At 64.1% G+C, this 22397-nt stretch carries 19 protein-coding genes and 1 tRNA gene; 19 read left to right on the plus strand and 1 reads right to left on the minus strand.

What is annotated here, in order from left to right:
- Positions 1 to 37: 37 nt before the first annotated feature.
- On the minus strand, positions 38 to 742 hold the full coding sequence (locus tag DQW77_RS07185; RefSeq protein ID WP_113257508.1) for a glutathione S-transferase family protein: 705 nt from the start codon (positions 740 to 742) through the stop codon (positions 38 to 40).
- A gap of 228 nt (positions 743 to 970) precedes the next feature.
- On the opposite strand from DQW77_RS07185, the gene rpiA reads away from it, so the two are divergent.
- From rpiA to DQW77_RS07280, 19 genes are all read left to right on the plus strand, one after another.
- Entirely contained in the window at positions 971 to 1759 is a 789-nt protein-coding gene (rpiA, locus tag DQW77_RS07190; protein ID WP_113257509.1) for a ribose-5-phosphate isomerase RpiA, read from the plus strand.
- Positions 1756 to 2244 carry a hypothetical protein gene (locus DQW77_RS07195; protein ID WP_147094940.1) on the plus strand — a complete coding sequence of 163 codons (489 nt, stop codon included), beginning with the start codon at positions 1756 to 1758 and terminating at the stop codon, positions 2242 to 2244. Before rpiA ends, DQW77_RS07195 begins: the two co-directional genes overlap by 4 nt.
- Positions 2241 to 3596: a glutathione-disulfide reductase gene (gene gor / locus DQW77_RS07200; protein ID WP_113257511.1), complete on the plus strand. Its 1356-nt coding sequence runs from the start codon at positions 2241 to 2243 to the stop codon at positions 3594 to 3596. Before DQW77_RS07195 ends, gor begins: the two co-directional genes overlap by 4 nt.
- Before the next feature lie 77 nt (positions 3597 to 3673).
- Positions 3674 to 4846, plus strand: coding sequence for an FtsH protease activity modulator HflK (gene hflK / locus DQW77_RS07205; protein WP_113257512.1), 1173 nt, complete (start codon positions 3674 to 3676; stop codon positions 4844 to 4846).
- Positions 4846 to 5886, plus strand: coding sequence for a protease modulator HflC (gene hflC, locus DQW77_RS07210; protein WP_113257513.1), 1041 nt, complete (start codon positions 4846 to 4848; stop codon positions 5884 to 5886). Before hflK ends, hflC begins: the two co-directional genes overlap by 1 nt.
- Positions 5883 to 6080, plus strand: a complete 198-nt coding sequence (locus DQW77_RS07215; RefSeq protein WP_181711211.1) for a DUF2065 domain-containing protein — start codon at positions 5883 to 5885, stop codon at positions 6078 to 6080. Before hflC ends, DQW77_RS07215 begins: the two co-directional genes overlap by 4 nt.
- Before the next feature lie 276 nt (positions 6081 to 6356).
- Positions 6357 to 7742 (plus strand): Do family serine endopeptidase, encoded by a 1386-nt coding sequence (locus tag DQW77_RS07220; RefSeq protein ID WP_113257550.1) that lies wholly within the window; start codon positions 6357 to 6359, stop codon positions 7740 to 7742.
- A 399-nt stretch (positions 7743 to 8141) separates the two neighbouring features.
- The gene (locus tag DQW77_RS07225) at positions 8142 to 9797 is read left to right on the plus strand and encodes a BCCT family transporter (protein ID WP_113257514.1); all 1656 of its coding nucleotides are present in this window, start codon (positions 8142 to 8144) and stop codon (positions 9795 to 9797) included.
- Positions 9798 to 9942: 145 nt separating this feature from the next.
- Positions 9943 to 11166: an aminotransferase class V-fold PLP-dependent enzyme gene (locus tag DQW77_RS07230; protein ID WP_113257515.1), complete on the plus strand. Its 1224-nt coding sequence runs from the start codon at positions 9943 to 9945 to the stop codon at positions 11164 to 11166.
- A 48-nt stretch (positions 11167 to 11214) separates the two neighbouring features.
- The gene (locus DQW77_RS07235; protein WP_113257516.1) at positions 11215 to 12633 is read left to right on the plus strand and encodes a deoxyribodipyrimidine photo-lyase; all 1419 of its coding nucleotides are present in this window, start codon (positions 11215 to 11217) and stop codon (positions 12631 to 12633) included.
- Between the two features lie 58 nt (positions 12634 to 12691).
- The gene (locus DQW77_RS07240) at positions 12692 to 13900 is read left to right on the plus strand and encodes a cyclopropane-fatty-acyl-phospholipid synthase family protein (protein ID WP_113257517.1); all 1209 of its coding nucleotides are present in this window, start codon (positions 12692 to 12694) and stop codon (positions 13898 to 13900) included.
- A 4-nt stretch (positions 13901 to 13904) separates the two neighbouring features.
- A complete protein-coding gene (locus tag DQW77_RS07245; protein ID WP_113257518.1) occupies positions 13905 to 14366 on the plus strand; it encodes a TrgA family protein in 462 nt (153 codons plus the stop codon).
- A 5-nt stretch (positions 14367 to 14371) separates the two neighbouring features.
- Positions 14372 to 15502: an NUDIX domain-containing protein gene (locus DQW77_RS18345; protein ID WP_220124952.1), complete on the plus strand. Its 1131-nt coding sequence runs from the start codon at positions 14372 to 14374 to the stop codon at positions 15500 to 15502.
- A gap of 56 nt (positions 15503 to 15558) precedes the next feature.
- Positions 15559 to 16590, plus strand: coding sequence for a cysteine synthase A (locus DQW77_RS07255; protein WP_113257519.1), 1032 nt, complete (start codon positions 15559 to 15561; stop codon positions 16588 to 16590).
- On the plus strand, positions 16587 to 19025 hold the full coding sequence (locus DQW77_RS07260; RefSeq protein WP_113257520.1) for a DUF3772 domain-containing protein: 2439 nt from the start codon (positions 16587 to 16589) through the stop codon (positions 19023 to 19025). The genes DQW77_RS07255 and DQW77_RS07260 overlap by 4 nt, the downstream gene beginning before the upstream one ends.
- Entirely contained in the window at positions 19022 to 19741 is a 720-nt protein-coding gene (locus DQW77_RS07265; protein WP_113257521.1) for an alanyl-tRNA editing protein, read from the plus strand. Before DQW77_RS07260 ends, DQW77_RS07265 begins: the two co-directional genes overlap by 4 nt.
- Before the next feature lie 66 nt (positions 19742 to 19807).
- Positions 19808 to 19897, plus strand: a tRNA-Ser gene (locus tag DQW77_RS07270).
- A gap of 539 nt (positions 19898 to 20436) precedes the next feature.
- Positions 20437 to 20685, plus strand: coding sequence for a helix-turn-helix domain-containing protein (locus DQW77_RS07275; protein ID WP_113257522.1), 249 nt, complete (start codon positions 20437 to 20439; stop codon positions 20683 to 20685).
- Positions 20686 to 20714: 29 nt separating this feature from the next.
- Positions 20715 to 22370: a hypothetical protein gene (locus DQW77_RS07280; protein ID WP_147094941.1), complete on the plus strand. Its 1656-nt coding sequence runs from the start codon at positions 20715 to 20717 to the stop codon at positions 22368 to 22370.
- The last annotated feature ends 27 nt before the right edge of the window (positions 22371 to 22397 follow it).

Raw genomic sequence — 22397 nt, forward strand, 5'->3', positions numbered from 1 at the left:
CCTTCCGGGGCGCTTCGCCCCGGGGCGGTTGGCGGGCTCATGTCGCCGACCCTTCGGGCGGTGCCGGCGGCTGCGGGGCGCTGAAGGGGGCGGCGCCCAGCCCCTCGGCGAGGGCGGCGGCGCGCACGGCCGGTGACGCCTCAAGCCGTGTGACCAGTGCCAGTAGTGCGGGGCGCCCCCGGAGCGTGAGGCACCCCGACTGCCCTTTCGGATAAAGGGCCGCCCACCGCAGCAGGCAGGCGATGTAGAAATCCAGCACCGTGGTGTTTTCATCCCCGAGCCAGGGGGGTGCTTTGGCTGCCAGCGCCTCGACGCGGTCCACAAGTACCGCCGCCTCGGCCTGCATGTGCGTGCGCAGCCGGTCCTGGGCGTCCGTGTCGGGGCCGATATACTGATCCGGGTAGAAGGTGATCCGCAGCGCCGGATGGAGCGTGTTGGCGGCGAAGAACAGCCATTTGAGAAAGCCCGCGCGATCCGGGCTGTCCGGGGCGGGGGCCAACGCCGCGTGACGGTCCGCCAGCCACAGAAGGATGGCCGCAGTCTCGAATATGGGGCCGTCGGGCGTTTCGAGAACCGGGATCAGACCACCGGGATTGAGAGCTAGGTACGTGGGCGATTTCTGTGCCCGGGCGGCGCGGTCCACGAGCGCCGTCTCGTAGGGCAGGCCCAGCGATTCGAGGGCCAGGCGCACCACGAGGGAGGCGTTGTCGGGCGCGTAGTGCAGGCGGTAGGGCTGTGTCATTACCCGATGCTGCACATGATGCGGGCGGTGCACGCGCCCGGAAGCGACGCGGTCCCGCCCGGTTCGCGTCATCTGTACCACTCGCCGATGCCTGCGGTGGTGCAGCGCGGACCGACCGGCGCGGTCGCACCATACTCCGGCGCGGCGCTGGAAAGAGCGGGAATTCCCCCTCGCGCCCGGGACGCAACTTGCCTATAACCGCGCACGAGGATCAGGGAGTCGCGGATCATGTCCGGAGAGTTGTCGCCGATCGACAAGGCCAAGTTCGTCGCCGCCAAGCGGGCGGTTGATTACGTGGAGGACGGGATGCGCGTGGGTCTCGGCACCGGGTCCACGGCGGCGTGGATGGTGCGCTGCCTTGGCGAACTGGTGCGCGAGGACGGTCTGCGTGTGACCGGTGTGCCGACCTCGTCGCGCACCGCGGCGCTGGCGCGGGATGTCGGAATCGAGGTCGTCAGTCTCGACGAGGCGCGGTGGCTGGACCTGACGATCGACGGCGCCGACGAGTTCGATGGCAATCTCAACCTGATCAAGGGCGGTGGCGGCGCCCTCCTGCAGGAGAAGATCGTGGCCACGGCGAGCGACCAGATGATCGTGATCACCGATGCCGGCAAGGAGGTGGAGCACCTGGGCGCCTTCCCGCTGCCGGTGGAGGTGGTTCCGTTCGGATGGCAAACCACCAAGGCGCTGGTCGAGGAGATGCTGGTGAGCGTCGATGTCCTGGGTCGCGATACGTCGCTCAGGATGAACGGCGACCGACCCTACATAACCGACGAGGGAAATTACATCCTCGATCTGCACCTGGGCCGGATCGGCAACGCGCGACAGCTTTCGATGGTGCTCAACCAGATGCCGGGGGTCGTTGAAAACGGTCTTTTCGTGGATATCTGCGACGTGGTGGTGATCGGTTATGGCGATGGCCGGGTCGAACTGCGTGACATCAACGAGGGCACTGTCGAGACCGACCGCCTGGAATTCGTAGAGGATGACAACCTGTTCAGGGATCTGACCGATTGAGCATGGAGCTGCACCGGCCGGGCAAGGAAAGCAACCGCATCGCGCTTTTCGCGCTGCTGCTTGCGGGGCTGGCGGCGTGGAACATCCGCGACGGGCTGCGCGACGGGGGGCCTTGGATCGCGGGGCTTGGGGTGTTCTTTGCCGCCTGGGCCGTTTTCCTGACGTTGACCCTCGTGCGGCGTTCGGTGATGGCGCGGATCTCCGAGGCGCAAGTGGACATGCAGTACATCACCCATACCAAGTCCATTCCCTGGGATCAGATCCGGTGGGCAAGGCTGGATCCGGAGGGCCGGGCGGGGCTGATCGCCTACCGCCGCCCGGGCGACCGGCGTGATCGCCTGGCGCCGTTCTCGATCCGCGCGATGGGACGCGACAATACCGTGGCGCTGCGTGATGCCGTGCTTGCGGCACGTCCGGACCTGCCGGACAACGCCGCCGCAGCGCGGACCCGCGGACCGGGTGACACAAAAGGAGACAGTGCATGAGTTTCGATTACGACCTCTTCGTCATCGGTGGCGGGTCCGGTGGTGTGCGCGCGGCGCGGGTGGCCGCGCAGGCCGGGGCGCGGGTGGCGCTGGCCGAGGAGAGCCGCTACGGCGGCACCTGCGTGATCCGCGGTTGCGTGCCCAAAAAGCTGATGGTCTTTGCCAGCGAGTATCCCGGTGCGATGGCCGACGCGCAGGCCTACGGCTGGACCGTGCATGCCGGCGGCTTCGACTGGTCGGCGTTTCACGGCAAGCTGGAGGCGGAACTGGATCGTCTGGAAGGCGTTTATCGCGGGATCCTTTCGGGCAACAACGTGACCACCTTCGATGCGCGGGCCACGCTGGCGGACGCGCATACGATCGAATTGAGCACGGGCGAGAGGCTCAGTGCGCGCCACGTTCTCGTGGCGGCCGGCGGGCACCCGGTGCGCCCTGACATACCGGGCGCCGAACTGGGAATCGTGAGCGACGATATTTTCAAGCTGGACGCGCTTCCCCGGTCGATCCTGATCGTGGGCGGTGGCTATATCGCCTGTGAATTCGCCTGCATTCTCAACGGGCTGGGCGTTCAGGTGACACAGTATTACCGTGGCGCGCAGATCCTGCGCGGTTTCGACGGCGAAGCGCGCGGGCTTGTGGCCGACGAAATGATACGCTCGGGCGTGGATCTGCACCTTGGTACCAATGTCCTCGGGATGGCGAGGGCGGAGGGCGGTGTGCGGGTCACGCCGACACATGGCGAGGAAAAGGTTTTCGGCGCTGTCATGTTCGCGACCGGGCGGGTGCCGAACACTGCCGGCATGGGCCTGGAGGCGGCGGGTGTCGAGCTGGGCCGCAACGGTGAGATCGTAGTGGACGATTACAGCCAGAGCACGGTGCCGTCGATCTACGCGATCGGGGACGTGACCGACCGCGTCAACCTGACGCCGGTGGCGATCCGCGAGGGCATGGCCTTCGTCGAAACGGTAATCAAGGGCAATCCGACACCCGTGGATCATGCGCTGATTCCCACGGCCATCTTCACCCAACCCGAGATGGGCACGGTGGGCCTGAGCGAAGAGGAAGCGCGCGATCAGGAACCGGTCGAGGTATACGCCGCATCCTTCAAGCCCATGCAGCAGAGCTTCGCCGGGCGGGATGACAGGGTGCTGATGAAACTGATCGTCAGTCGGGAAACGCGCAAGGTTCTGGGTTGTCACATCGTCGCGCCGGGTGCCGGGGAGATGATACAACTCGCGGGGATTGCCGTGAAGATGGGCGCAACCAAGGAGGATTTCGACCACACCGTTGCGGTGCACCCGACCATGTCGGAGGAAATCGTGACCATGTCGGCGCCGGTTCGCACGGGTTGAAATCCGGCGGCGTGCCTACAGGTAACACTTCAGGATGGCGTCCCGCGGGGGCGGCTGACAAAAAGGGAATATGACAGATGGCTGGACATTCTGGCGGCCCATGGGGCGGCGGCGGAAATTCGGGCGGCGGACGCGGCGGCGAAGGCGGCCGTGACGGCAACCGCGGCGGCGGGGACGGGCGACGCCCCCCCGAAGGCGGACAGATCCCCGAGATCGACGAACTGGTGAAAAAAGGCCAGGATCAGCTCAGGGTGCTGATGGGCGGCCGCGGCGGTGGCGGCGGTAATGGCGGGTCCGGTCCGGGAGGCGGCGGGCCGCGCATGACACGGGGCACGATCGGCCTTGGGGCGCTGGTGGCTGTCGGCCTCTGGGCATTTGCCAGCTTCTACACCGTGAAACCCGAGGAACAATCCGTCGAACTGTTCCTTGGCAAGTATTATTCCACCGGCACGCCGGGCCTGAATTTCGCGCCCTGGCCGCTGGTGACCGCCGAGGTGGTCAACGTCACGTCCGAAAGAACGGAAAACATCGGCGGCGGCCGCGGCAGTGTCGGGGGTGACGGGCTGATGCTGACCACCGATGCAAACATCGTGGACATAGACTTCCAGGTGGTGTGGAACATCAACGATCCCTCCAAGCTGCTGTTCAACATCCGCGATCCGCAGCTCACGGTTCAGGCGGTGTCGGAGGCGGTGATGCGCGAGATCATCGCGGCCACGAACCTGGCCCCGATCCTCAACCGTGACCGCGGGATCATCGCCGACACCGCCCGCGAAAACATCCAGCGGACCCTGGATGAATACGAAAGCGGGATCTCGATCGTCCGGGTCAACCTCGATACTGCCGATCCGCCGGGCGAGGTGATCGACTCGTTCCGCGAGGTGCAGGCGGCCGAACAGGAACGCGACAGGTTGCAACGGCAGGCCGATGCCTATGCCAACCGTGTTCTGGCCGAGGCACGCGGCGAAGCTGCGCAGGTTCTCGAACAGGCCGAAGGGTATCGTGCCCGCGTGGTCAACGAAGCCATCGGTGAAGCCAGCCGCTTCCTGGCCGTGGCGCAGGAATTCAACCAGGCGCCCGAAGTGACCCAGCGCCGGCTCTATCTCGAGACGGTGGAGCGGACACTCGGGGATCTGGACAAGATCCTGCTGGACGAATCCACCGGAGCCGCGGGTGAGGGCGTGTTGCCGTACCTTCCGCTGAATGAATTGCGCCGCTCGGGTCAATCGGGCAACGGGGAGTCGAACTGATGCGTATATCCGCCCTATTACTGCCAATCGTCGCGGTCGCCGTTATCGGCATCCTGTCCGCCATCTATATCGTGGACGAACGCCAGAAGGCGCTTGTCCTGCAATTCGGCCAGATCAAGCAGGTGGTCGAGGAGCCGGGCCTTGGCTTCAAGATCCCGCTGATCCAGGAAGTTGTCCGTTACGACGGGCGCATTCTGTCGCTGGACACCGACGCGATCGAGGTCACGCCGTCGGATGACCGCCGGCTTGTGGTCGATGCCTTCACCCGCTACCGGATCGCAGACGTCGTGCAGTTCCGGCAGGCGGTCGGCATCGGTGGTGTCGGTGCGGCCGAGGATCGGCTTTCCTCGGTCCTCAACGCCCAGATCCGCGAGGTGCTCGGTTCCGACAGGGTGACGTCGGATACCATTCTGTCGACCGAACGGCGCGAACTGGCGGAACGGATTCTGCAGCAGGCGCGTACCAGTGCTTCGGGGCTGGGCCTTGAGATCGTCGACGTGCGGCTCAAGCAGACCAACCTGCCGCGGCAGAACCTGGACGCGACGTATGCAAGGATGCGTGCCGAACGCGAGCGTGAGGCCGCGGACGAGATTGCCCGTGGTAACGAGGCCGCGCAACGGGTTCGTGCGGCGGCCGACAGGACCGTTGTGGAGACTGTCTCGAATGCCGAGCGGGAAGCCGAGATCACCCGGGGTGAAGCCGATGCGGAACGCAACCGGATCTATGCCGAAGCCTTTGGCAGCAACCCGGAGTTCTTTGCCTTTTACAGGTCTCTGAGTGCTCTGGAGAGGTCCATGAACAAGGAGAATTCTACGATCGTGTTCTCGCCAAAGAGCGGCTTTCTGGGACAGATGTTTGATTCCGTGCGCGCCGACGGGCTTGGAGAAATCGAGCTTGAGGAGGTCGATATCGACAAGCTGCGGGAGATGGCCCCGGAAAGCGAGATCTCGCCAGATCTGCCGGAATCCGAGCGCCGGCGGCTTGAGGAAGAAGGTGGCGTGGTACCCGATACCGACACGCAAGAGGACGCGACCAATTGATCGAGACCGGATTGCTTGCCCTCGGGCTTGTTCTGGTAGTGGAGGGGCTGGTCTATGCGCTGGCCCCTTCGCTCGTGGAACGGATGCTGGTGGCGTTGAGCACGCTGCCGGAAGAAACCCGGCGCATGATCGGGCTGGTGTCACTGGCACTTGGCGTGGTTCTTGTCTGGCTGGGCAAGACACTGGGCGCGTGATGTCAGGGTATGGCGCCTTCCCAGGGGTGGGCGGTGCTCCGCTCACAGGGGTGTGATGGCGCCTTGTGTTCTTTGCGATCGCGCGCGGCCTACCTACATTGAGGACGAGACGGGGCGCGGCACGCCCGGATTGCCTTTGATCCCGAGGCCGCGATACCCGAATGCAGGATTGGAAAAGCAAGGAGACCGGGAGTGAGCACCCAAACCGCAACACATGGATTTCAACCCGTGGCCGCCCTGCGCGCCTTGTGGCTGACAGCAGTGACGCTGTCCTTGATGCTGGCGATGACGCTGGCTGCGCAGGCCCGGCCCGAAAGTTTTGCCGATCTGGCCGACAAGGTCAGCCCGGCAGTGGTCAACATCACCACTTCGACCGTGGTGGCGCGGGATGACCGCATGGCGCCGATCGTGCCCGAAGGATCGCCGCTGGAGGATCTGTTCCGTCAGTTCCGCGACCGCCAGGACGGGGAGCCGCGACCGAGGCGCACGTCGGCGCTTGGGTCGGGCTTCGTGATCTCCGAGGACGGCTATGTCGTGACCAACAATCATGTCATCGAGAAGGCGGACGAGATCATCGTCGAATTCTTCAGTGGCGAGGAGCTCGTGGCCGAGGTGATCGGCACCGATCCCAAGACCGATGTGGCGCTGCTCAAGGTCGAGGCCGAAAAGGCCCTTCCGTTCGTCAGCTTCGCCGACAGTGACACCGCGCGTGTCGGTGACTGGGTGATCGCCATGGGCAATCCGCTGGGGCAGGGGTTTTCCGTCAGCGCCGGGATCGTTTCTGCCCGCAACCGCGCCCTGAGCGGCACCTATGACGATTACATCCAGACCGATGCGGCGATCAACCGCGGCAACTCGGGCGGGCCGCTGTTCAACATGGATGGTGAGGTCGTGGGTGTGAATACCGCGATCCTCAGCCCCAGCGGCGGGTCCATCGGGATCGGCTTCTCGATGGCGTCGAACGTGGTGACCCGGGTGGTCGACCAGCTGCAGGAATTCGGTGAGACGCGCCGGGGATGGCTCGGCGTGCGCATCCAGGACGTGACCGAGGACGTGGCCGAAGCGATCGGCCTGGAGGAGGTGCGCGGCGCGCTTGTGACTGATGTGCCCACGGGCCCCGCGGCCGAGGCCGGAATGAAGGCGGGTGACGTCATCCTGTCCTTCGATGGCCGTGAGGTCGAGGATACCCGCGGCCTTGTCCGGCAGGTGGGCAACGCCGCCGTCGGAAAGACGGTGCGCGTCGTGGTGTTCCGCGACGGCGGCACCAAGACCCTGAAGGTGACGCTTGGCCGCCGCGAGGAGGCGGAAGGCGCGGTTCCGGCAGCGCAGGCCGGCCCGGATGGCGATCCGACCCCGGAAGAGGGCAGCTTCATGGGCCTGACCCTGAGCGCGCTGGATGATACGCTGCGCGAGCAACTGGAACTGCGGCCCGACGCGACCGGGCTTGTCGTGCAGGATGTCGATCCGGTGTCGGAAGCCTATGAGAAGGGCATGCGGGCCGGTGACGTGATCACCGAAGCCGGCCAGCAGAAGATCACGGCGATCTCGGATCTGGAGGCGCGTGCCGCTGATGCACGAGAGGCCGGGCGCAAATCCATCCTGCTGTTGGTGAGGCGGGGCGGCGAGCCGCGATTCGTGGCTCTTCCGCTTGAGAAGAACTGATCGGGATCGACGAGGTCCGCCCGTTTCCGACCGCCCCGCCGGCTTGTCCGGCGGGGCGGAATCATTTTGTCGCCCGGGTCGCCGCCGCGGCCGGCCGCCGCGGCACGCAGAGTGAAAATGTTGCCCCTCGCCCTTTCTTGTCGCTTTAGCGCCCAAAAATGACGCATTGGCTTGCAACCATGCGCGCAGCGTTGTTACGGTCCTGATCCGAGAGAGCGGACAGGGTGATACCTTCTCTTGCGATAATGAACCTGACCGGGCGCTCACCCGCGGCGTGCGGTCATTTGTCAGGGAGCGACGGCCGCCGCACCAACGAGATGTCCCGAATGCGCCAGGTGGAACGCCCCACCGGAAGAGGACACGAAAAGCGGCCCGGACAGCTAAGAAAGGGAGGCCATCATGGCCGATGAATCGACAAATCAGGGTATCCCGGCGCCGGAAGGGTCGTCGGATATCATCCAGACCGACTACGAGGTCGGTCAGGACAACATTCAAACGAAAATCGGGCCTTTCGGCCTCGACATCCACAATCCGGTCTTCGTCATTTCGGGGATCGTCATCATCGCCTTCGTCGCCTACGCGCTGGCGGCGCCGCAACAGGCGGGTGATTTCTTTGGCTGGCTGCGTCCGGCGCTGACCAGCACCTTCGACTGGTTCTTCCTGCTTTCGGCGAACCTGTTCGTGATCTTCTGCCTGTTCCTGATCGTGAGCCCCTATGGCTCGGTCCGGCTGGGCGGTACGGACGCGACGCCGGATTACGGATATGCGGGCTGGTTCGCGATGCTCTTTGCCGCGGGCATGGGCATCGGCCTGATGTTCTTCGGCGTTCTGGAGCCGGTCTACTACTTCGGTACACCGTGGGGCGACGAGCCTCTGGGCGTCGTGCGGCCCTTCGGTGAGGACGGCAACCTGATCGAGGCGAATATCGAGCCGGCACGCCGGATGGCGCTGGCCGCGACATCGTATCACTGGGCGCTTCACCCCTGGGCGATCTACGCCGTGGTGGCTCTGGCGCTGGCGCTGTTCACCTACAACAAGGGCCTGCCGCTGACCATCCGGTCCGCCTTCTACCCGCTCTTCGGTGACAAGGTCTGGGGCTGGACCGGGCACATCATCGACACGCTGGCGGTTTTCGCGACGCTGTTCGGTCTGGCGACCTCGCTGGGTTTCGGGGCGCAGCAGGCCAATGCGGGTCTCGAATACGTCTATGGCATTCCGAACAACGTGACCGTGCAGGTGATCCTGATTCTGGCGATCACGGCGGTGGCACTGATCTCGGTCCTGCGGGGCCTCGACGGCGGCGTCAAGGTGCTGTCGGAGATCAACATGGTCATCGCGCTCCTGCTGCTGGTGTTCGTTCTGTTCACCGCGGGCGCGGCGGCGATCTTCACCAACTTCTTCGTGGGCCTGGGGGATTATGCCAAGAACGTGCTGCCCCTCAGCAATCCGTTCGGACGCGAGGACACCGGCTACATGCAGGGCTGGACGGCCTTCTACTGGGCTTGGTGGATCAGCTGGTCACCCTTCGTGGGCATGTTCATCGCCCGTGTGAGCCGTGGCCGGTCGGTGCGTGAATTCGTCACCTGCGTGCTGATCATCCCCTCGATCGTCTGCATCTTCTGGATGGCGGTCTTTGGTGGTGCGGCGATCGAGCAGGTCATCAACGATCCGGCCACAAGCGCGGTCAAGGCACAGGTGATCGACACCTACAACCCGCCGCTGTCGCTTTTCGCGATGCTGGAAAGCCTGCCGCTGGCGGCGATCACCTCGACCATCGGGATCATCCTCGTGATCGTGTTCTTTGTCACCTCCTCGGACTCCGGGTCTCTGGTGATCGACACGATCACCGCGGGCGGCAAGGTTGACGCGCCGGTTTCGCAGCGTGTCTTCTGGTGCACCTTCGAGGGCCTGGTGGCCATCGCGCTGCTGGTCGGCGGCGGACTCGGGGCGTTGCAGGCGATGGTGATCTCCACCGGCCTGCCGTTCACGATCATCCTGTTGCTGATCTGCTTTGCGATCCTGAAAGGACTTGCGTCCGAGAAGCGCAACGCCTGACGGCAGAAGTCAAATCGGTTGGAAGGGCCCCGGCACGCACGCCGGGGCCTTTTTTCGTGCCGGGTTCCGTGCCCGGTGCCGAGCAGCGCCGGGCCTTGGCCATGGCTGCTTGACGGCAGGCGCAATCGGCGCTTTGGTAACCGCCATGACCCTTGATCTGACCTATGTGCGCGGACAATTTCCCGCCTTTTCCGAGCCGTCCCTTCAGGGGCAGGCGTTCTTCGAGAATGCCGGTGGATCCTATGCCTGCGCGCCGGTTATCGCGCGGCTGGAGCGGTTCTACCGCAGCCGCAAGGTGCAGCCCTACGGCCCTTTCGAGGCCAGCCGACTGGCCGGCGAGGAGATGGACGAAGCCCGCCGGAGGCTGTCCGGGTTGCTGGGCGTGGCTACCGACGAGGTCAGTTTCGGGCCGTCGACCACGCAGAACACCTATGTCCTGGCGCAGGCATTCCGGCAGTGGATGAAACCGGGCGAAGCCATCATCGTGACCGATCAGGATCACGAGGCCAATTCCGGCCCCTGGCGGCGGCTTGCGAACGACGGGATCGAGATTCGCGAGTGGCGTCTTGACCCCGATACCGGGCATCTTTCGCTGGCGGATCTTGAGCGTCTGCTGGATGACAAGGTGCGGCTGGTGTGTTTTCCGCATTGCTCGAACGTGGTGGGCGAGGTCAATCCGGTGGTCGAGATCACGGCCGCCGCCCATGCCGCCGGTGCCTTTGTCTGCGTTGACGGGGTCAGCTACGCGCCGCACGGCCTGCCGGGGGTGGGGCTGCTGGGGCCGGATATCTACCTTTTCTCGACCTACAAGACCTATGGACCCCACCAGGGCGTGATGGTGATCCGCCGGGAACTGGCCGGCACGCTGCCCAACCAGGGCCATGCATTCAACGCGGATGTGCCCTACAAGCGGTTCACGCCGGCAGGGCCGGATCACGCGCAGGTGGCGGCCTGTGCGGGCATCGCCGATTATATCGACTCGCTGGCGGCGCATCACGGGATCGCGGCAGAAGGGGCCTGCGCGCGCAACCGTGCTGTACGCGAACTCATGCAGGCCCATGAGCGCAGCCTTTTGCAACCGCTTCTGGATATGCTGGCGGCGCGCCATGATCTGCGTCTTCTGGGGCCAAGGATGGCCGAGAAGCGGGTGCCCACCGTGGCGGTGGCCCTGAACCGCCCCGGAGAGGAGGTGGCCGCGGCGCTGGCGCCACACGGGATCATGGCGGGTGGCGGGGACTTCTATGCCGTCCGTCCGCTGCAATCCATGGGCGTGGCCCCCGAACGCGGCGTTCTGAGGATGAGTTTCGTGCATTACACGACACGCGAAGAGGTGGACCGGTTGATGGCCGCACTAGAGACGGTTCTTTGATCCGTCCCGGCCCGCCCTGCGTAAACCGTTGCAAAGACGGATGTGCAGATGACTGATGCTCCCTCTCTCCTGTGGTTACGCCGCGACCTGCGCCTGAGCGACAATCCGGCGCTCCTGGCGGCCTGTGCCGATGGCGGGCCGGTAATCGCCGTCGCGATCCGTGATGGCCTGGCGGATCGGCTGGGCGCGGCGCCGAAATGGCGTCTGGGCCTTGCGCTTGAGGAACTGGCGCGGGCGCTGGAAGCGCGGGGCAGCAGGCTGATCCTGCGCAGTGGCGAGGCGCTGGAGGTGCTGCGCGGGCTGGTCAACGAAACCGGGGCGCAGTCGGTCCACTGGTCGCGTTTTTACGATCCGGATACCATCGCGCGCGACAGCCGCGTCAAGGCGGCGCTGCGGGAGGACGGGGTCGCGGCTCACAGCCATGCCGGGCATCTGCTTTTCGAACCCTGGGAGGTGCAGACGGGAACCGGCGGCTATTACAAGGTCTATTCGCCGATGTGGAAGGCGGTGAAGGACCGTGACGTGACGCCGCCCCGGCCGGCGCCTGACCGGTTGCGGGTACCCGCCACCTGGCCCGAGAGCGAGACCCTGGAAAGCTGGTCCACGGGGGCGGGGATGGACCGCGGCGCGGCCGTGTGCGCGCCCTGGCAGCGGGTCGGCGAGCAGGCGGCGCAGGCACGGCTGGGCTGGTTCCTCTCGGGGCCGGTCGAACACTACGGCACCAACAGGGACATCCCGGCAGAGGACGGCACCTCGGGCATGTCCGAGCACCTGAGCCTTGGCGAGATATCACCGCGCCAGTGCTGGCACGCAGGGCTGCGTGCCCGCGCCGAGGGCGCCGGAGGGGCTGAAAAGTGGCTCAAGGAACTGGTGTGGCGCGAGTTCGCCTATCACCTTCTCTACCACACCCCGCGGATCGTGTCGGACAACTGGCGCGAAGCGTGGGATGCCTTCCCATGGCGGACCGACTCCGACCGCGCCGAGGTCATCGCCTGGAAACAGGGGCGCACCGGCATCCCCCTGGTGGACGCGGCAATGCGCGAGATGTACGTGACCGGCAGGATGCACAACCGCGGCCGCATGATCGTGGCAAGTTACCTGACCAAGCACCTGATGACACATTGGAAGATCGGGATGCGCTGGTTCGAGGAGTGCTTGACGGACTGGGATCCGGCCTCCAACGCGATGGGCTGGCAGTGGTCCGCCGGGTCGGGGCCGGATGCCACGCCGTATTTCCGGGTCTTCAATCCGGAAACGCAGGCCGACAGGTTCGACCCTGACGGCACCTATGTGCGACGCTGGATCGCCGAGGGGCAGCGCGATCCTCCGAGGACTGCCCTGAGCTATTTCGAGGCGGTGCCCCGCAGTTGGAGCCTGTCACCGGACGCGTCCTACCCGTCTCCGGTGGTGGGGGTGAAAGAGGGGCGCGCACGGGCGTTGAACGCCTACGAGGCGCGGAATTTCTGAGGATGTGCAGAATGATCGGAAGGCCCATGAACGGCCACGAGAATGAGGAAATGACGCAATGATCCTGACCGAGACGACCGGGCAGAGCGGGCTGCCGCGATACTTCGCCCCGTGCTTTGCCGCCGCCAGGACCCTCAGGCATGGCCGGCTGGACATCCGCCTGCCCGATGGCCGGGTGTTCCGCAGCGACGGCCCCCACCCCGGCCCGGTAGCCGAGATCGTGGTGCATAACGGCGATGTTTTCGCACGGATGGTCCGGGAAGGTTATCTAGGGTTCTGCGACGCCTATATCGAGGGCTGGTGGTCGAGCCCCGATCTTCAGGCCTTCATGGATCTCGTCAACACCGGCAATGACGAGATGTACAACAGCTATCCGGGCCAGACGCTCGTGCAACTCTACGAGAAGATCCGTTTCTGGTTCCAGCGCAACACCAAGGCGCAGGCCAGAAAGAACATCAGCTACCATTACGATCTGGGCAACGAGTTCTACAAGCTGTGGCTGGATGACACGATGACCTATTCCAGCGCCCTGTTCGAAACCGGGCAGGAGAGCCTGGAGAAGGCGCAACTGGCCAAATACGCCTCGATGGTGGACCAGATGGGCGTGAAGCCGGGCGATCACGTTCTGGAAATCGGTTGCGGATGGGGCGGTTTCGCGGAATATGCCGCCGGGGAAAGGGGCCTCTTGGTGACGGGCCTGACAATCAGCCGGGAACAATTCGATTACGCGCAGGCCCGGATCCGGAAGGCGGGCCTGGCCGACCGGGTGAGCTTCAAGCTGCAGGATTACCGCGATGAGCGCGGTGTATATGACGGAATCGCCAGCATCGAGATGTTCGAGGCTGTGGGAGAACGCTACTGGCCGGTCTATTTCGACACCCTACGCGAGCGGTTGCGCCCCGGCGGTCAGGCGACCCTTCAGGTCATCACCGTGGAAGACAGCCGCTGGGATACCTACCGGAAGGGCGTGGACTTCATTCAGAAATACATCTTTCCCGGCGGTATGCTGCCCAGCCCGTCGGCACTGGTGACCGAGGTCGAGCGTGCGGGGCTCAGGGTGGCGCGCTCGGTCGAGTTCGGCAAAAGCTACAGCCAGACCCTCAGGCGCTGGCACGACAGCTTCAATGCCCGCTGGGACCAGGTGGCGAACCTCGGTTTTGATGACCGGTTCCGGAGGATGTGGAATTTCTATCTCACCTCTTGCGCGGGGGCGTTCGAGGGGGGAAACTGCGACGTGACGCAGATAACCATCGCGAGGCCCCGCTGATCCGATGCGCGCCATTGACCGAATGCCCACTGCCGGCCGTCTTCTTGCGGCGGTCTGCTTCGGCGGGCTTGCGTGGGTCGCTTCGGAAATGTTCCGGCCCCTGATGCAGGAAGGCACCGATTTCGGGTGGTTCAACTACGTGAACCTGACCATCGGTGTGGTTTGCGGGTGGTTCATCGTGGGCCGGCGGCTGCGTGGCGGCGGGCTGACGGACGCGATCAGTATCGGTTTGACCGGCCTCGGGGCGATGCTGTTCTGGGCGCTGCTCCTTCATTCCCTGTATGAAATGCTGAGCCGGTCGTTGGAGCGGCGCTACAAGGACCCGTTCGAGGCCCTTCAGGGAATGTTCGAAATCGCCCTGGGGTACATGCAGGTGATGCTGAACGCGCCGCTGATCGCACTGCTGGTCGGGGGGGCCATTGCCTCGGGTCTGATTTCCAATGGTGCCATGCGGCGGTGGGGTTAGGGCGGTTGCGGGACATTTTCCTTTTCGGAACGCTGCTTGACACCGGGCTGCGCGACATCGTGCTGGGACGCGGCGAGGTGCCGACCAAGGCGTGTGAATTGCCCGGCCACGCCGTGCGTTGCGTGGCAGACGCGTCCTATCCGACAATCGTCGAGGCGCCGGGGCAGGGCGCGCCGGGCATTTGCCTGTGCGGCTTGGACGTCGACGCCGTGGCACGGCTTGATTTCTACGAGGGGGCCTTCGGGCACACACGGCGGGAGGTGCGGGTCCGTGGGCATGATGGCGATTTCCGCGCAGAATGCTATTTTCCGCCCGCGGACCAGGAGGTGCCGGGGGACAAGGCATGGGATCTGGACGGCTGGCGGGCGGAATGGGCCCCGCTGAGCCGCAGTGCCGCGCGGGAGGCGATGAAGTATCTGGGTCTGCTGGATGCGGAGGCCCTTGGCCGGGCGATGCCGATGATACGGTCACGCGCGGCGGCGCGGCTGAATGCCCGCAACGATCCCGCCCCGGCCGGAATCCGCAGCACGATCCCGGCTTCGGCGGTGTCGCTGAAGCACGAGGAGGTCGCCCATATCGGTTTCTTCACCACCCGGGCCTACGAGCTTCATCACCCCCTGTTGGGCGGCGGGCAGAGCCCTCTTGTAAGGCGCGAGGTCTTCATGGCCACGGACGCGGCGATCGTGCTTCCGTATGATCCGCAGCGCGACCGGGTGCTCATGGTCGAGCAGTTTCGCATGGGGCCTTTCGGGCGCGACGATCCGCTGCCCTGGATGCTGGAGCCTGTCGCGGGCCGGGTCGACCCCGGTGAAACCCCGGCCGAGGCCGCGCGGCGCGAGTGCCGGGAGGAGGCGGGCCTGACGCTGAATCGCCTGGAACGGATCGGCGGTCATTACGCCTCGCCGGGGTGTTCGACCGAATATTTTCACTGTTTCATAGGCATTTGCGACCTGGAAGACGGTGCTGCCGGATTGTCGGGCGGTCTGGACGGCGAAAACGAGGACATCCGGTGTCATCTGCTGTCCTTTGACGCGGCGATCGCCCTGCTGGAAACGGGGGAGGCGGATAACGGACCGTTGATCGTGTCTCTTCTTTGGCTTGCGCGGGAACGTGCACGGCTGCGTGCATCCGCTTGAGTTCGGGCGCGCGCGGGCATAGATACGAACGGGAAAATCATCACGGAGACAGCCCGATGCGTATCGCGAAGGATCTGGCCGACGCTGTCGGCAACACTCCCCTGATCCGGCTTCGCCGGGCGAGCGAGGAGACCGGCTGCACCATTCTGGGAAAGGCGGAGTTTCTCAACCCCGGACAATCGGTCAAGGATCGTGCGGCCCTGTACATCATCCGCGATGCGATCGAACGCGGTGATCTTGCGCATGGCGGCACCATCGTCGAGGGGACGGCAGGCAACACGGGTATCGGTCTGGCGTTGGTGGGCGCGTCGATGGGGTTCCGGACGGTGATCGTGATCCCCGAAACCCAGAGCGAGGAAAAGAAGGACATGCTGCGCCTTTGCGGTGCGGACCTCGTGCAGGTTCCCGCGGCCCCCTACAAGAACCCGAACAACTACGTGCGGTATTCCGGGCGTCTGGCCGAAGAGCTGGCCCGCACCAGCCCGGGCGGTGCGATCTGGGCCAACCAGTTCGATAACGTCGCCAATCGACGTGCCCATGTCGAAACCACCGGTCCAGAAATCTGGGAGCAGACCGCCGGCCAGGTCGACGGTTTCATCTGCGCCATAGGATCGGGCGGAACCATCGCCGGGGTCGCCGAGGCATTGCAGCCCCGTGGTGTCAAGGTGGCGCTGGCGGATCCGATGGGATCGGGGATGTTCACGCTGTATCGTGACGGCGCCGCCGCGGCCGAGGGCGGTTCGATCACCGAAGGGATCGGGCAGGGCCGTATCACCGCGAATCTCGAAGGGTTCAGCCCGGACATGCTCTACCAGGTTCCCGACGAGGAGGCGCTGCCGGTGGTCTACGACCTTCTGGAGCAAGAGGGGCTGTGCATGGGCGGCTCAAGCGGTATCAACGTGGCCGGCGCGATGAAAATGGCCCGCGAGATGGGGCCGGGCCATACCATCGTGACGGTGCTGTGCGACTACGGCAACCGCTACCAGTCGAAGCTCTTCAACCCCGAGTTCCTGCGCGAGAAGGGTCTGCCGGCGCCTCCATGGCTTGATCGGGCGCCGCGATCCATTCCCGGGGTCTTCGCGGAATGAAGGGCACCGTCCGGACCCTGCTGCTGTGTGTGCTGCTGGCCCTGACCGCGGCAACGGCCCTTCCGGACGTGATCACCCCGGATGCGGCCCATGCCCAGCAGCCGCCGGAGGGGCCGAACTACGAAACATGGGACCTGACGGCCGACAGGGCAACGGAAGCGATCGAGGCCGCCCGCGCCTCCACTCCCGCACTTGAGGAACTGCGCAATCAGCTGGTGGACTGGCGCGAGAGATTCCTTGGAGCGCAAGACGCCAACACCAACGCGATCGAGACCGTGGAGGCGCAGCTCGAGGCGCTTGGCGCCCCCCCCGAGGAAGGCACCGAAGCCCCGGACATCTCCAAGCAGCGCGCGCAGCTCAACGAGCGGCTCGGCGAACTGCGCGCCCCCGTGAAAAGGGCCGAGGCGGCCTACAGTCAGGCCGACGGTCTGATAAAGGGAATTGACCGTATCATCCGCGAACGCCAGACCGAGGAGCTGACAGAGCTGGGGCCGTCGCCCCTCAATCCGGCGCACTGGTCGACAGCGCTGAACGCACCGGCACAGACGTTCCGGTCAATCCGCAGCGAGGTCATCAAGGCGCTGGAAACGCCATCGCAGCAGGATAAACTGCGCCAGAACATGCCGCTCGCGGTGGTATTGCTGGTGCTTGGCCTGGTCCTGATGCTGCGCGGACGGTACTGGGTCGAGCGTCTGGTGGGCGCGCTTCTGGGTGACAATGAAAGTTCGGCCCGCTGGATCATCACGCTTGTGATCTCGCTGGGCGAGATCGCGGTGCCCTATCTGGGGCTGCGCGCGGCGATCGAGGCGTTCTACACCACCGGTCTTGTCGGTCTGCGGGGCGATCAGTTCCTGTCGGCGCTGCATCCCGCGGTGCTGATCTTTCTCGTCGCACGGTGGCTGACGCTGCGATGTTTTCCACGGCTGGAGCAGCAGAATCCACCGCTTGACCTCGATCAGGGTCATCGCCGGTCGGGACGGCTGTGCGGTGGCGCACTGGCACTGGTGATCGCCCTCTTCTACCTGCTGCGGGACGTTTCGGAATTCGCCGGGTGGCCGCCGGAGGCCCAGAACGTCATCATCTTTCCCGTCATGGTGGTGGCCGGGTTGTTGTTGTTGCGACTGGCAAACCTGGTTGCGCTGCACAGCCGCACCGTGGCCGGCTCCGACGAGCTTCACGAGACCTACCGGAACCGCCTGACCCGCTTGATGTCGCGGGTTCTGGTGCTTCTGGCGGTGGTGGCGCCGCTTCTGGCCGCGGTTGGGTATGTCAAGGCCGCGCAGGCGTTGATGCTGCCATCGCTCCTGTCGCTTCTGATGCTGGCCGCGCTTCTTGTAATGCAGCGGATCGTCGGAAAGATCTATTCGCTGGCGACGGGCGATAGTGACGGGGCCGCCGACGATCTTGTGCCGGTTCTTGCCGGGTTCGTTCTGGTGCTTGTCTCGCTGCCGGTCTTCGCGCTGATCTGGGGGGCGCGGGTGGCGGACCTGACCGAACTCTGGTCGACCTTCATCAAGGGGGTCACGATCGGCGGGCTGCGCCTGTCTCCAACGATATTCCTGACCCTGGCGGTGGTCTTCACGCTGGGCTACGTGCTCACCCGCCTGCTGCAGGGCACCCTTGCCAACACGGTCCTGCCCAAGACGCGGCTGGATACGGGCGGGCGCAATGCCATCGTCTCGGGGGTTGGGTATGTGGGGATATTCCTCGCCGCGCTGATCGCGATCACGAGCGCGGGGATCGACCTGAGTTCGCTGGCCATCGTTGCCGGTGCGCTTTCCGTCGGAATCGGCTTCGGCCTTCAGAACATCGTCAGCAACTTCGTCTCTGGCATCATCCTGCTTATCGAGCGCCCCATTTCCGAAGGTGACTGGATCGAGGTGGGCGGGCAGCATGGCTACGTTCGCTCGATCTCGGTGCGCTCGACCCGGATCGAGACATTCGACCGCACCGACGTGATCGTTCCCAATGCCGATCTGATCAGCGGGACGGTGACCAACTATACCCGCGGCAACACGGTGGGACGCGTCATCGTGCCCGTTGGCGTGGCCTACGGGACCGACACCACAAGGGTCGAGAAGATCCTGCAGGAGATCGGAGAAGCGCATCCGATGGTCCTGGCCAATCCCGAACCCTACGTGGTGTTCCAGGGGTTCGGGGCCGATGCGCTGCAGTTCGAGATCAGGGCGATCCTGCGCGACGTGAACTGGGTGCTCAACGTGAAATCCGACATGAACCACCAGATCGCCCGGCGTTTCGCCGAAGAGGGCATCGAGATTCCCTTCGCGCAGCGCGATGTGTGGCTGCGCAATCCCGAAGTCCTGAACGGTGCGTCATCCGCGGCCGGTCCGGCGCCGGACGAAGGTGCCCTGACGCGCCGGCGCCCCGTGGAGAGTGATCTGTCGGAGTTGGATGGCGATGGAGGCGACACATGACGGAAATGCTGTTTCGAGACGACCCGTACATGGCCGAGGCCGAGGGCACGATCACCGCCCATACCGCCGAGGGCGGCGTTGTCCTGGATCGAAGTCTCTTCTACCCGACGGGCGGCGGACAGCCCGGCGACAGCGGCCGGCTGAGCTGGCCCGGTGGCGCGATGACCGTGGCCACGACGGTAAAGGGGCCGGACGGGGGGATCGTGCTGGTTCCGGCCGAACCGCAGCCGCTGCCCCCGGTGGGCGCGCGCGTCGCGCAGGCGATCGACTGGGACCGGCGGTTCGGCCACATGCGTGTGCATAGCGCGCTGCACCTGCTTTCGGTGGTGATCCCCCTGCCGGTGACGGGCGGATCGATCTCGGCCGCCAAGGGCCGGCTGGATTTCGACATGCCGGATGGCCCGCAGGACAAGGACAGTCTCGAGGCCGAACTCAACGCGATGATCGACCGTGACCTGCCTGTCTGCGAGGACTGGATCACCGAGGCCGAACTGCAATCCAACCCGCTGCTGGTCAAGACACTCTCGGTGGCACCGCCGCGCGGGTCCGGGCGCATTCGCCTGGTGGGTATCGGCGAGGGTGAGGATCAGGTCGACCTGCAGCCGTGCGGTGGCACCCATGTGGCACGCACCGGCGAGATCGGGCGCGTACGCCTGGGCCGGGTCGAGAAGAAAGGCCGGCAGAACAGGCGCGTGACTGTCCACCTGGACGACTGATTTGTGCCGTCGCGGCGGAATTATCCCTTGAACTTCAGTGTTGCGGAACTGTAAGCACTGCGCCACGGAGAGGTGGCCGAGTGGTCGAAGGCGCACGCCTGGAAAGCGTGTAGGCGGGAAACCGTCTCCAGGGTTCGAATCCCTGTCTCTCCGCCACTTGCCCTCGCCAAAGCGTTCTCCCGATGCGGCTGAGGTCGGATTTTTTCGTTGTTTTCGAGGGTTATGCGGGAGGGGCTGAGCACTGGCGCTGCCGCCAAGAGCCCCGGAAGCGGTCTCTCAGGGCCGATATTCTCCGGACCTCATGACTGCGCCGATTTGGTGAAAAGCTTGCAACCATATGAAAATGCGTTGTTTTTCTGGAATGCAGCTCAACACTTCGACGCCGGTCGTGTTCGCAAGATGGAACAGGCGTCGAACCACACTGTGCTCGAGTAGATTGCGGCGTTCTATCGGTGCTAGACAGCGGCGCGGACCTTCGAGCCAAGCGATCAATGGCGCATTCTGCTCCCAGCTCATGTAGGCTGTAGGACCATCCTGGCGACGCCAGTAAGCCGGTGAGGATCGGCGGGCGAGGTATTCAGGAGCATTGCCTTTCACACGCAGCTCGGTTCTTCCCCTGCGCAACCAGCTGAGGTCGCCGGGGTGATACTTATAGTCCGTGGACTCATTTGCAGTGAGATGATCCTTCTCCCCAGATGGAAGATACTGATCCCTCACGTGATTTCCGTGTGTTTGGCGCTACGATCAGGCGGCTTCGTGCGGACAGACGCTACTCGCAAGAGGGCTTCGCAGACGCCTGCGGCCTAGATCGTACGTACATTGGCGGGATAGAGCGTGGGGAGCGCAATCCCAGCCTAAAAAATCTCCTAAAGATGGCCCGCACGCTTCGCATTCCTCCGGCGGAACTTCTGCGAGACCTGGTTGACGAAGGTGGAGACGATTAATGCTCCGCTTCCCTAACCCGGGCTCTACGATGAGCAACTTCGTAGCTGTCTATGTCGCCGCCTTCGAGAGATATCGCGGTCAAGTCGTCACGCTCGACGATATTGTACGGGCAACGGTGGAGGCGAATCTTGCCACTTCGTCCGGACATATGGGGAGCGAGGCGATCACCCGATCAACACGCGCCGACCGGAGTCGAGATCCTCTTTATAACCAGCTGAAGATGTACGCAGAGCTGTTCCGGTCGCTCGGATGGCTTCGGTCTACAACCAGTTCCGCCCTCAGCTACACCTTCACCCTTCTGGGGGAGCAGGTGGTCGCCGCCGGCCGGCAGTGGAGGCCACTACTCGGAGAAACAGTCCTAGGGATCGCGTATCCGAGCCATGTGCTAGACGTTCGAGGCAATCACGACGTGCGCCCTTTCGCAACCATTTTGCGAACTATGCTGGCATGCAATGACGGGCTTGCTCGCGATGAGATGATTGTTGGGCCGCTAAGTGCTTCGTCCGACCGGAGCCCGGCCGATATGCAGGGGATAGCTCAGAGCATAATGAAACTAAGGGAGAGTCCGGCCAGCGCTAAGCAAGCTTTGGAAGCGCTCCAAATGGAGAGAGGCATCCAGGTCACCACACTGCGCAACTACACCCGCTGGCCCATTGCTATTCTGCGTGACCTAGGGTGGACCGGAAAGGACAGAGAGCCTTACCGCAAGGGCAACAAGACGTTTGAGGTCCACCGACTCACTCCGCTTGGGAAGGAGAAGGCGCAAATACTTGAAGAGATGGCAGACCTGCGAATTGACCAGGTTGACCAACTCCCATTCGCTCAAAAACGGGCGCTTTCCCGGCATGCGCACTTTGCCATGATGGAACGTGCGGGCTTTGACCTTGCTTCCGTATCGGACCAGCTGCAGCGTGATGAAACAGCTCGGCGTGAAGCCCTGACGACATTGGGGATTTCGAACGGAGAGGCGATCCTGTTCTCACCGTTCCAAGCACTGTCTATTAAAGATTCCAGCGATATATTTCCGACGCCGGAAGCAGCACCGGTAGGTCGGTCAGTGCAGGCTGTTATCGATGGTACTGATATCGGTAGAGGGTCCCGAGATCACCTATTTGTTGAGCCGACATTTGTAGAGAGCGAGGCGGAGGCCGAAGGAGCGGAGGTCAATGCACTAAAAGCAGAACTTCTCTCTTTCCATGAGCGACATTCCTCCTTGCGTCGTGCCGCCCAAGCTTTTGCTGAAAGTCGGCGGAGAGACATTCAGGGACAGTTCTATCCCTTGATCACGCACCTTTTAAGGCTTTTGGGTTTCGAGAGCGACTATTCTCGGGCTGGTGTGAATTACCAAAGGTGGGACGCCTGCGTCTGGCTTCATGGCTTCGCTGTCCCAATCGAAATAAAATCGCCGACAGAAGAGCTGTATCTATCAACTAAGGCAATTCGCCAAGCCATCGAAAACAAGGTCATTCTTCTCGCTCGGGGCGGACTTAAGACGCATCGCGATCTTTCTACATTGATTGTTGGATATCAGATACCGAATGAACGAGGGGACATGTCGACACTTATTGATGATGTATATGCTACCTGTTCCGTCCCGGATGATCACATAGCCCCTCGTCGATCCGCGCTTTTCATGGCACGATCTGTTTTGAACGAGGTGCGAGACGGGAGATCGGCATGCTGATCAAGCTTCACAGCCAAGCGACGACCA

Source organism: Roseovarius sp. TE539, assembly GCF_003298505.1.
Classification (GTDB): domain Bacteria; phylum Pseudomonadota; class Alphaproteobacteria; order Rhodobacterales; family Rhodobacteraceae; genus Roseovarius.

Coding starts and splice junctions, on each gene's coding strand:
- DQW77_RS07185 (WP_113257508.1), bottom strand. CDS start 742: ATGACACAGCCCTACCGCCTGCACTACGCGCCCGACAACGCCTCCCTC.
- rpiA (WP_113257509.1), top strand. CDS start 971: ATGTCCGGAGAGTTGTCGCCGATCGACAAGGCCAAGTTCGTCGCCGCC.
- gor (WP_113257511.1), top strand. CDS start 2,241: ATGAGTTTCGATTACGACCTCTTCGTCATCGGTGGCGGGTCCGGTGGT.
- hflK (WP_113257512.1), top strand. CDS start 3,674: ATGGCTGGACATTCTGGCGGCCCATGGGGCGGCGGCGGAAATTCGGGC.
- hflC (WP_113257513.1), top strand. CDS start 4,846: ATGCGTATATCCGCCCTATTACTGCCAATCGTCGCGGTCGCCGTTATC.
- DQW77_RS07220 (WP_113257550.1), top strand. CDS start 6,357: ATGCTGGCGATGACGCTGGCTGCGCAGGCCCGGCCCGAAAGTTTTGCC.
- DQW77_RS07225 (WP_113257514.1), top strand. CDS start 8,142: ATGGCCGATGAATCGACAAATCAGGGTATCCCGGCGCCGGAAGGGTCG.
- DQW77_RS07230 (WP_113257515.1), top strand. CDS start 9,943: ATGACCCTTGATCTGACCTATGTGCGCGGACAATTTCCCGCCTTTTCC.
- DQW77_RS07235 (WP_113257516.1), top strand. CDS start 11,215: ATGACTGATGCTCCCTCTCTCCTGTGGTTACGCCGCGACCTGCGCCTG.
- DQW77_RS07240 (WP_113257517.1), top strand. CDS start 12,692: ATGATCCTGACCGAGACGACCGGGCAGAGCGGGCTGCCGCGATACTTC.
- DQW77_RS07245 (WP_113257518.1), top strand. CDS start 13,905: ATGCGCGCCATTGACCGAATGCCCACTGCCGGCCGTCTTCTTGCGGCG.
- DQW77_RS07255 (WP_113257519.1), top strand. CDS start 15,559: ATGCGTATCGCGAAGGATCTGGCCGACGCTGTCGGCAACACTCCCCTG.
- DQW77_RS07260 (WP_113257520.1), top strand. CDS start 16,587: ATGAAGGGCACCGTCCGGACCCTGCTGCTGTGTGTGCTGCTGGCCCTG.
- DQW77_RS07265 (WP_113257521.1), top strand. CDS start 19,022: ATGACGGAAATGCTGTTTCGAGACGACCCGTACATGGCCGAGGCCGAG.
- DQW77_RS07275 (WP_113257522.1), top strand. CDS start 20,437: ATGGAAGATACTGATCCCTCACGTGATTTCCGTGTGTTTGGCGCTACG.
- DQW77_RS07280 (WP_147094941.1), top strand. CDS start 20,715: ATGAGCAACTTCGTAGCTGTCTATGTCGCCGCCTTCGAGAGATATCGC.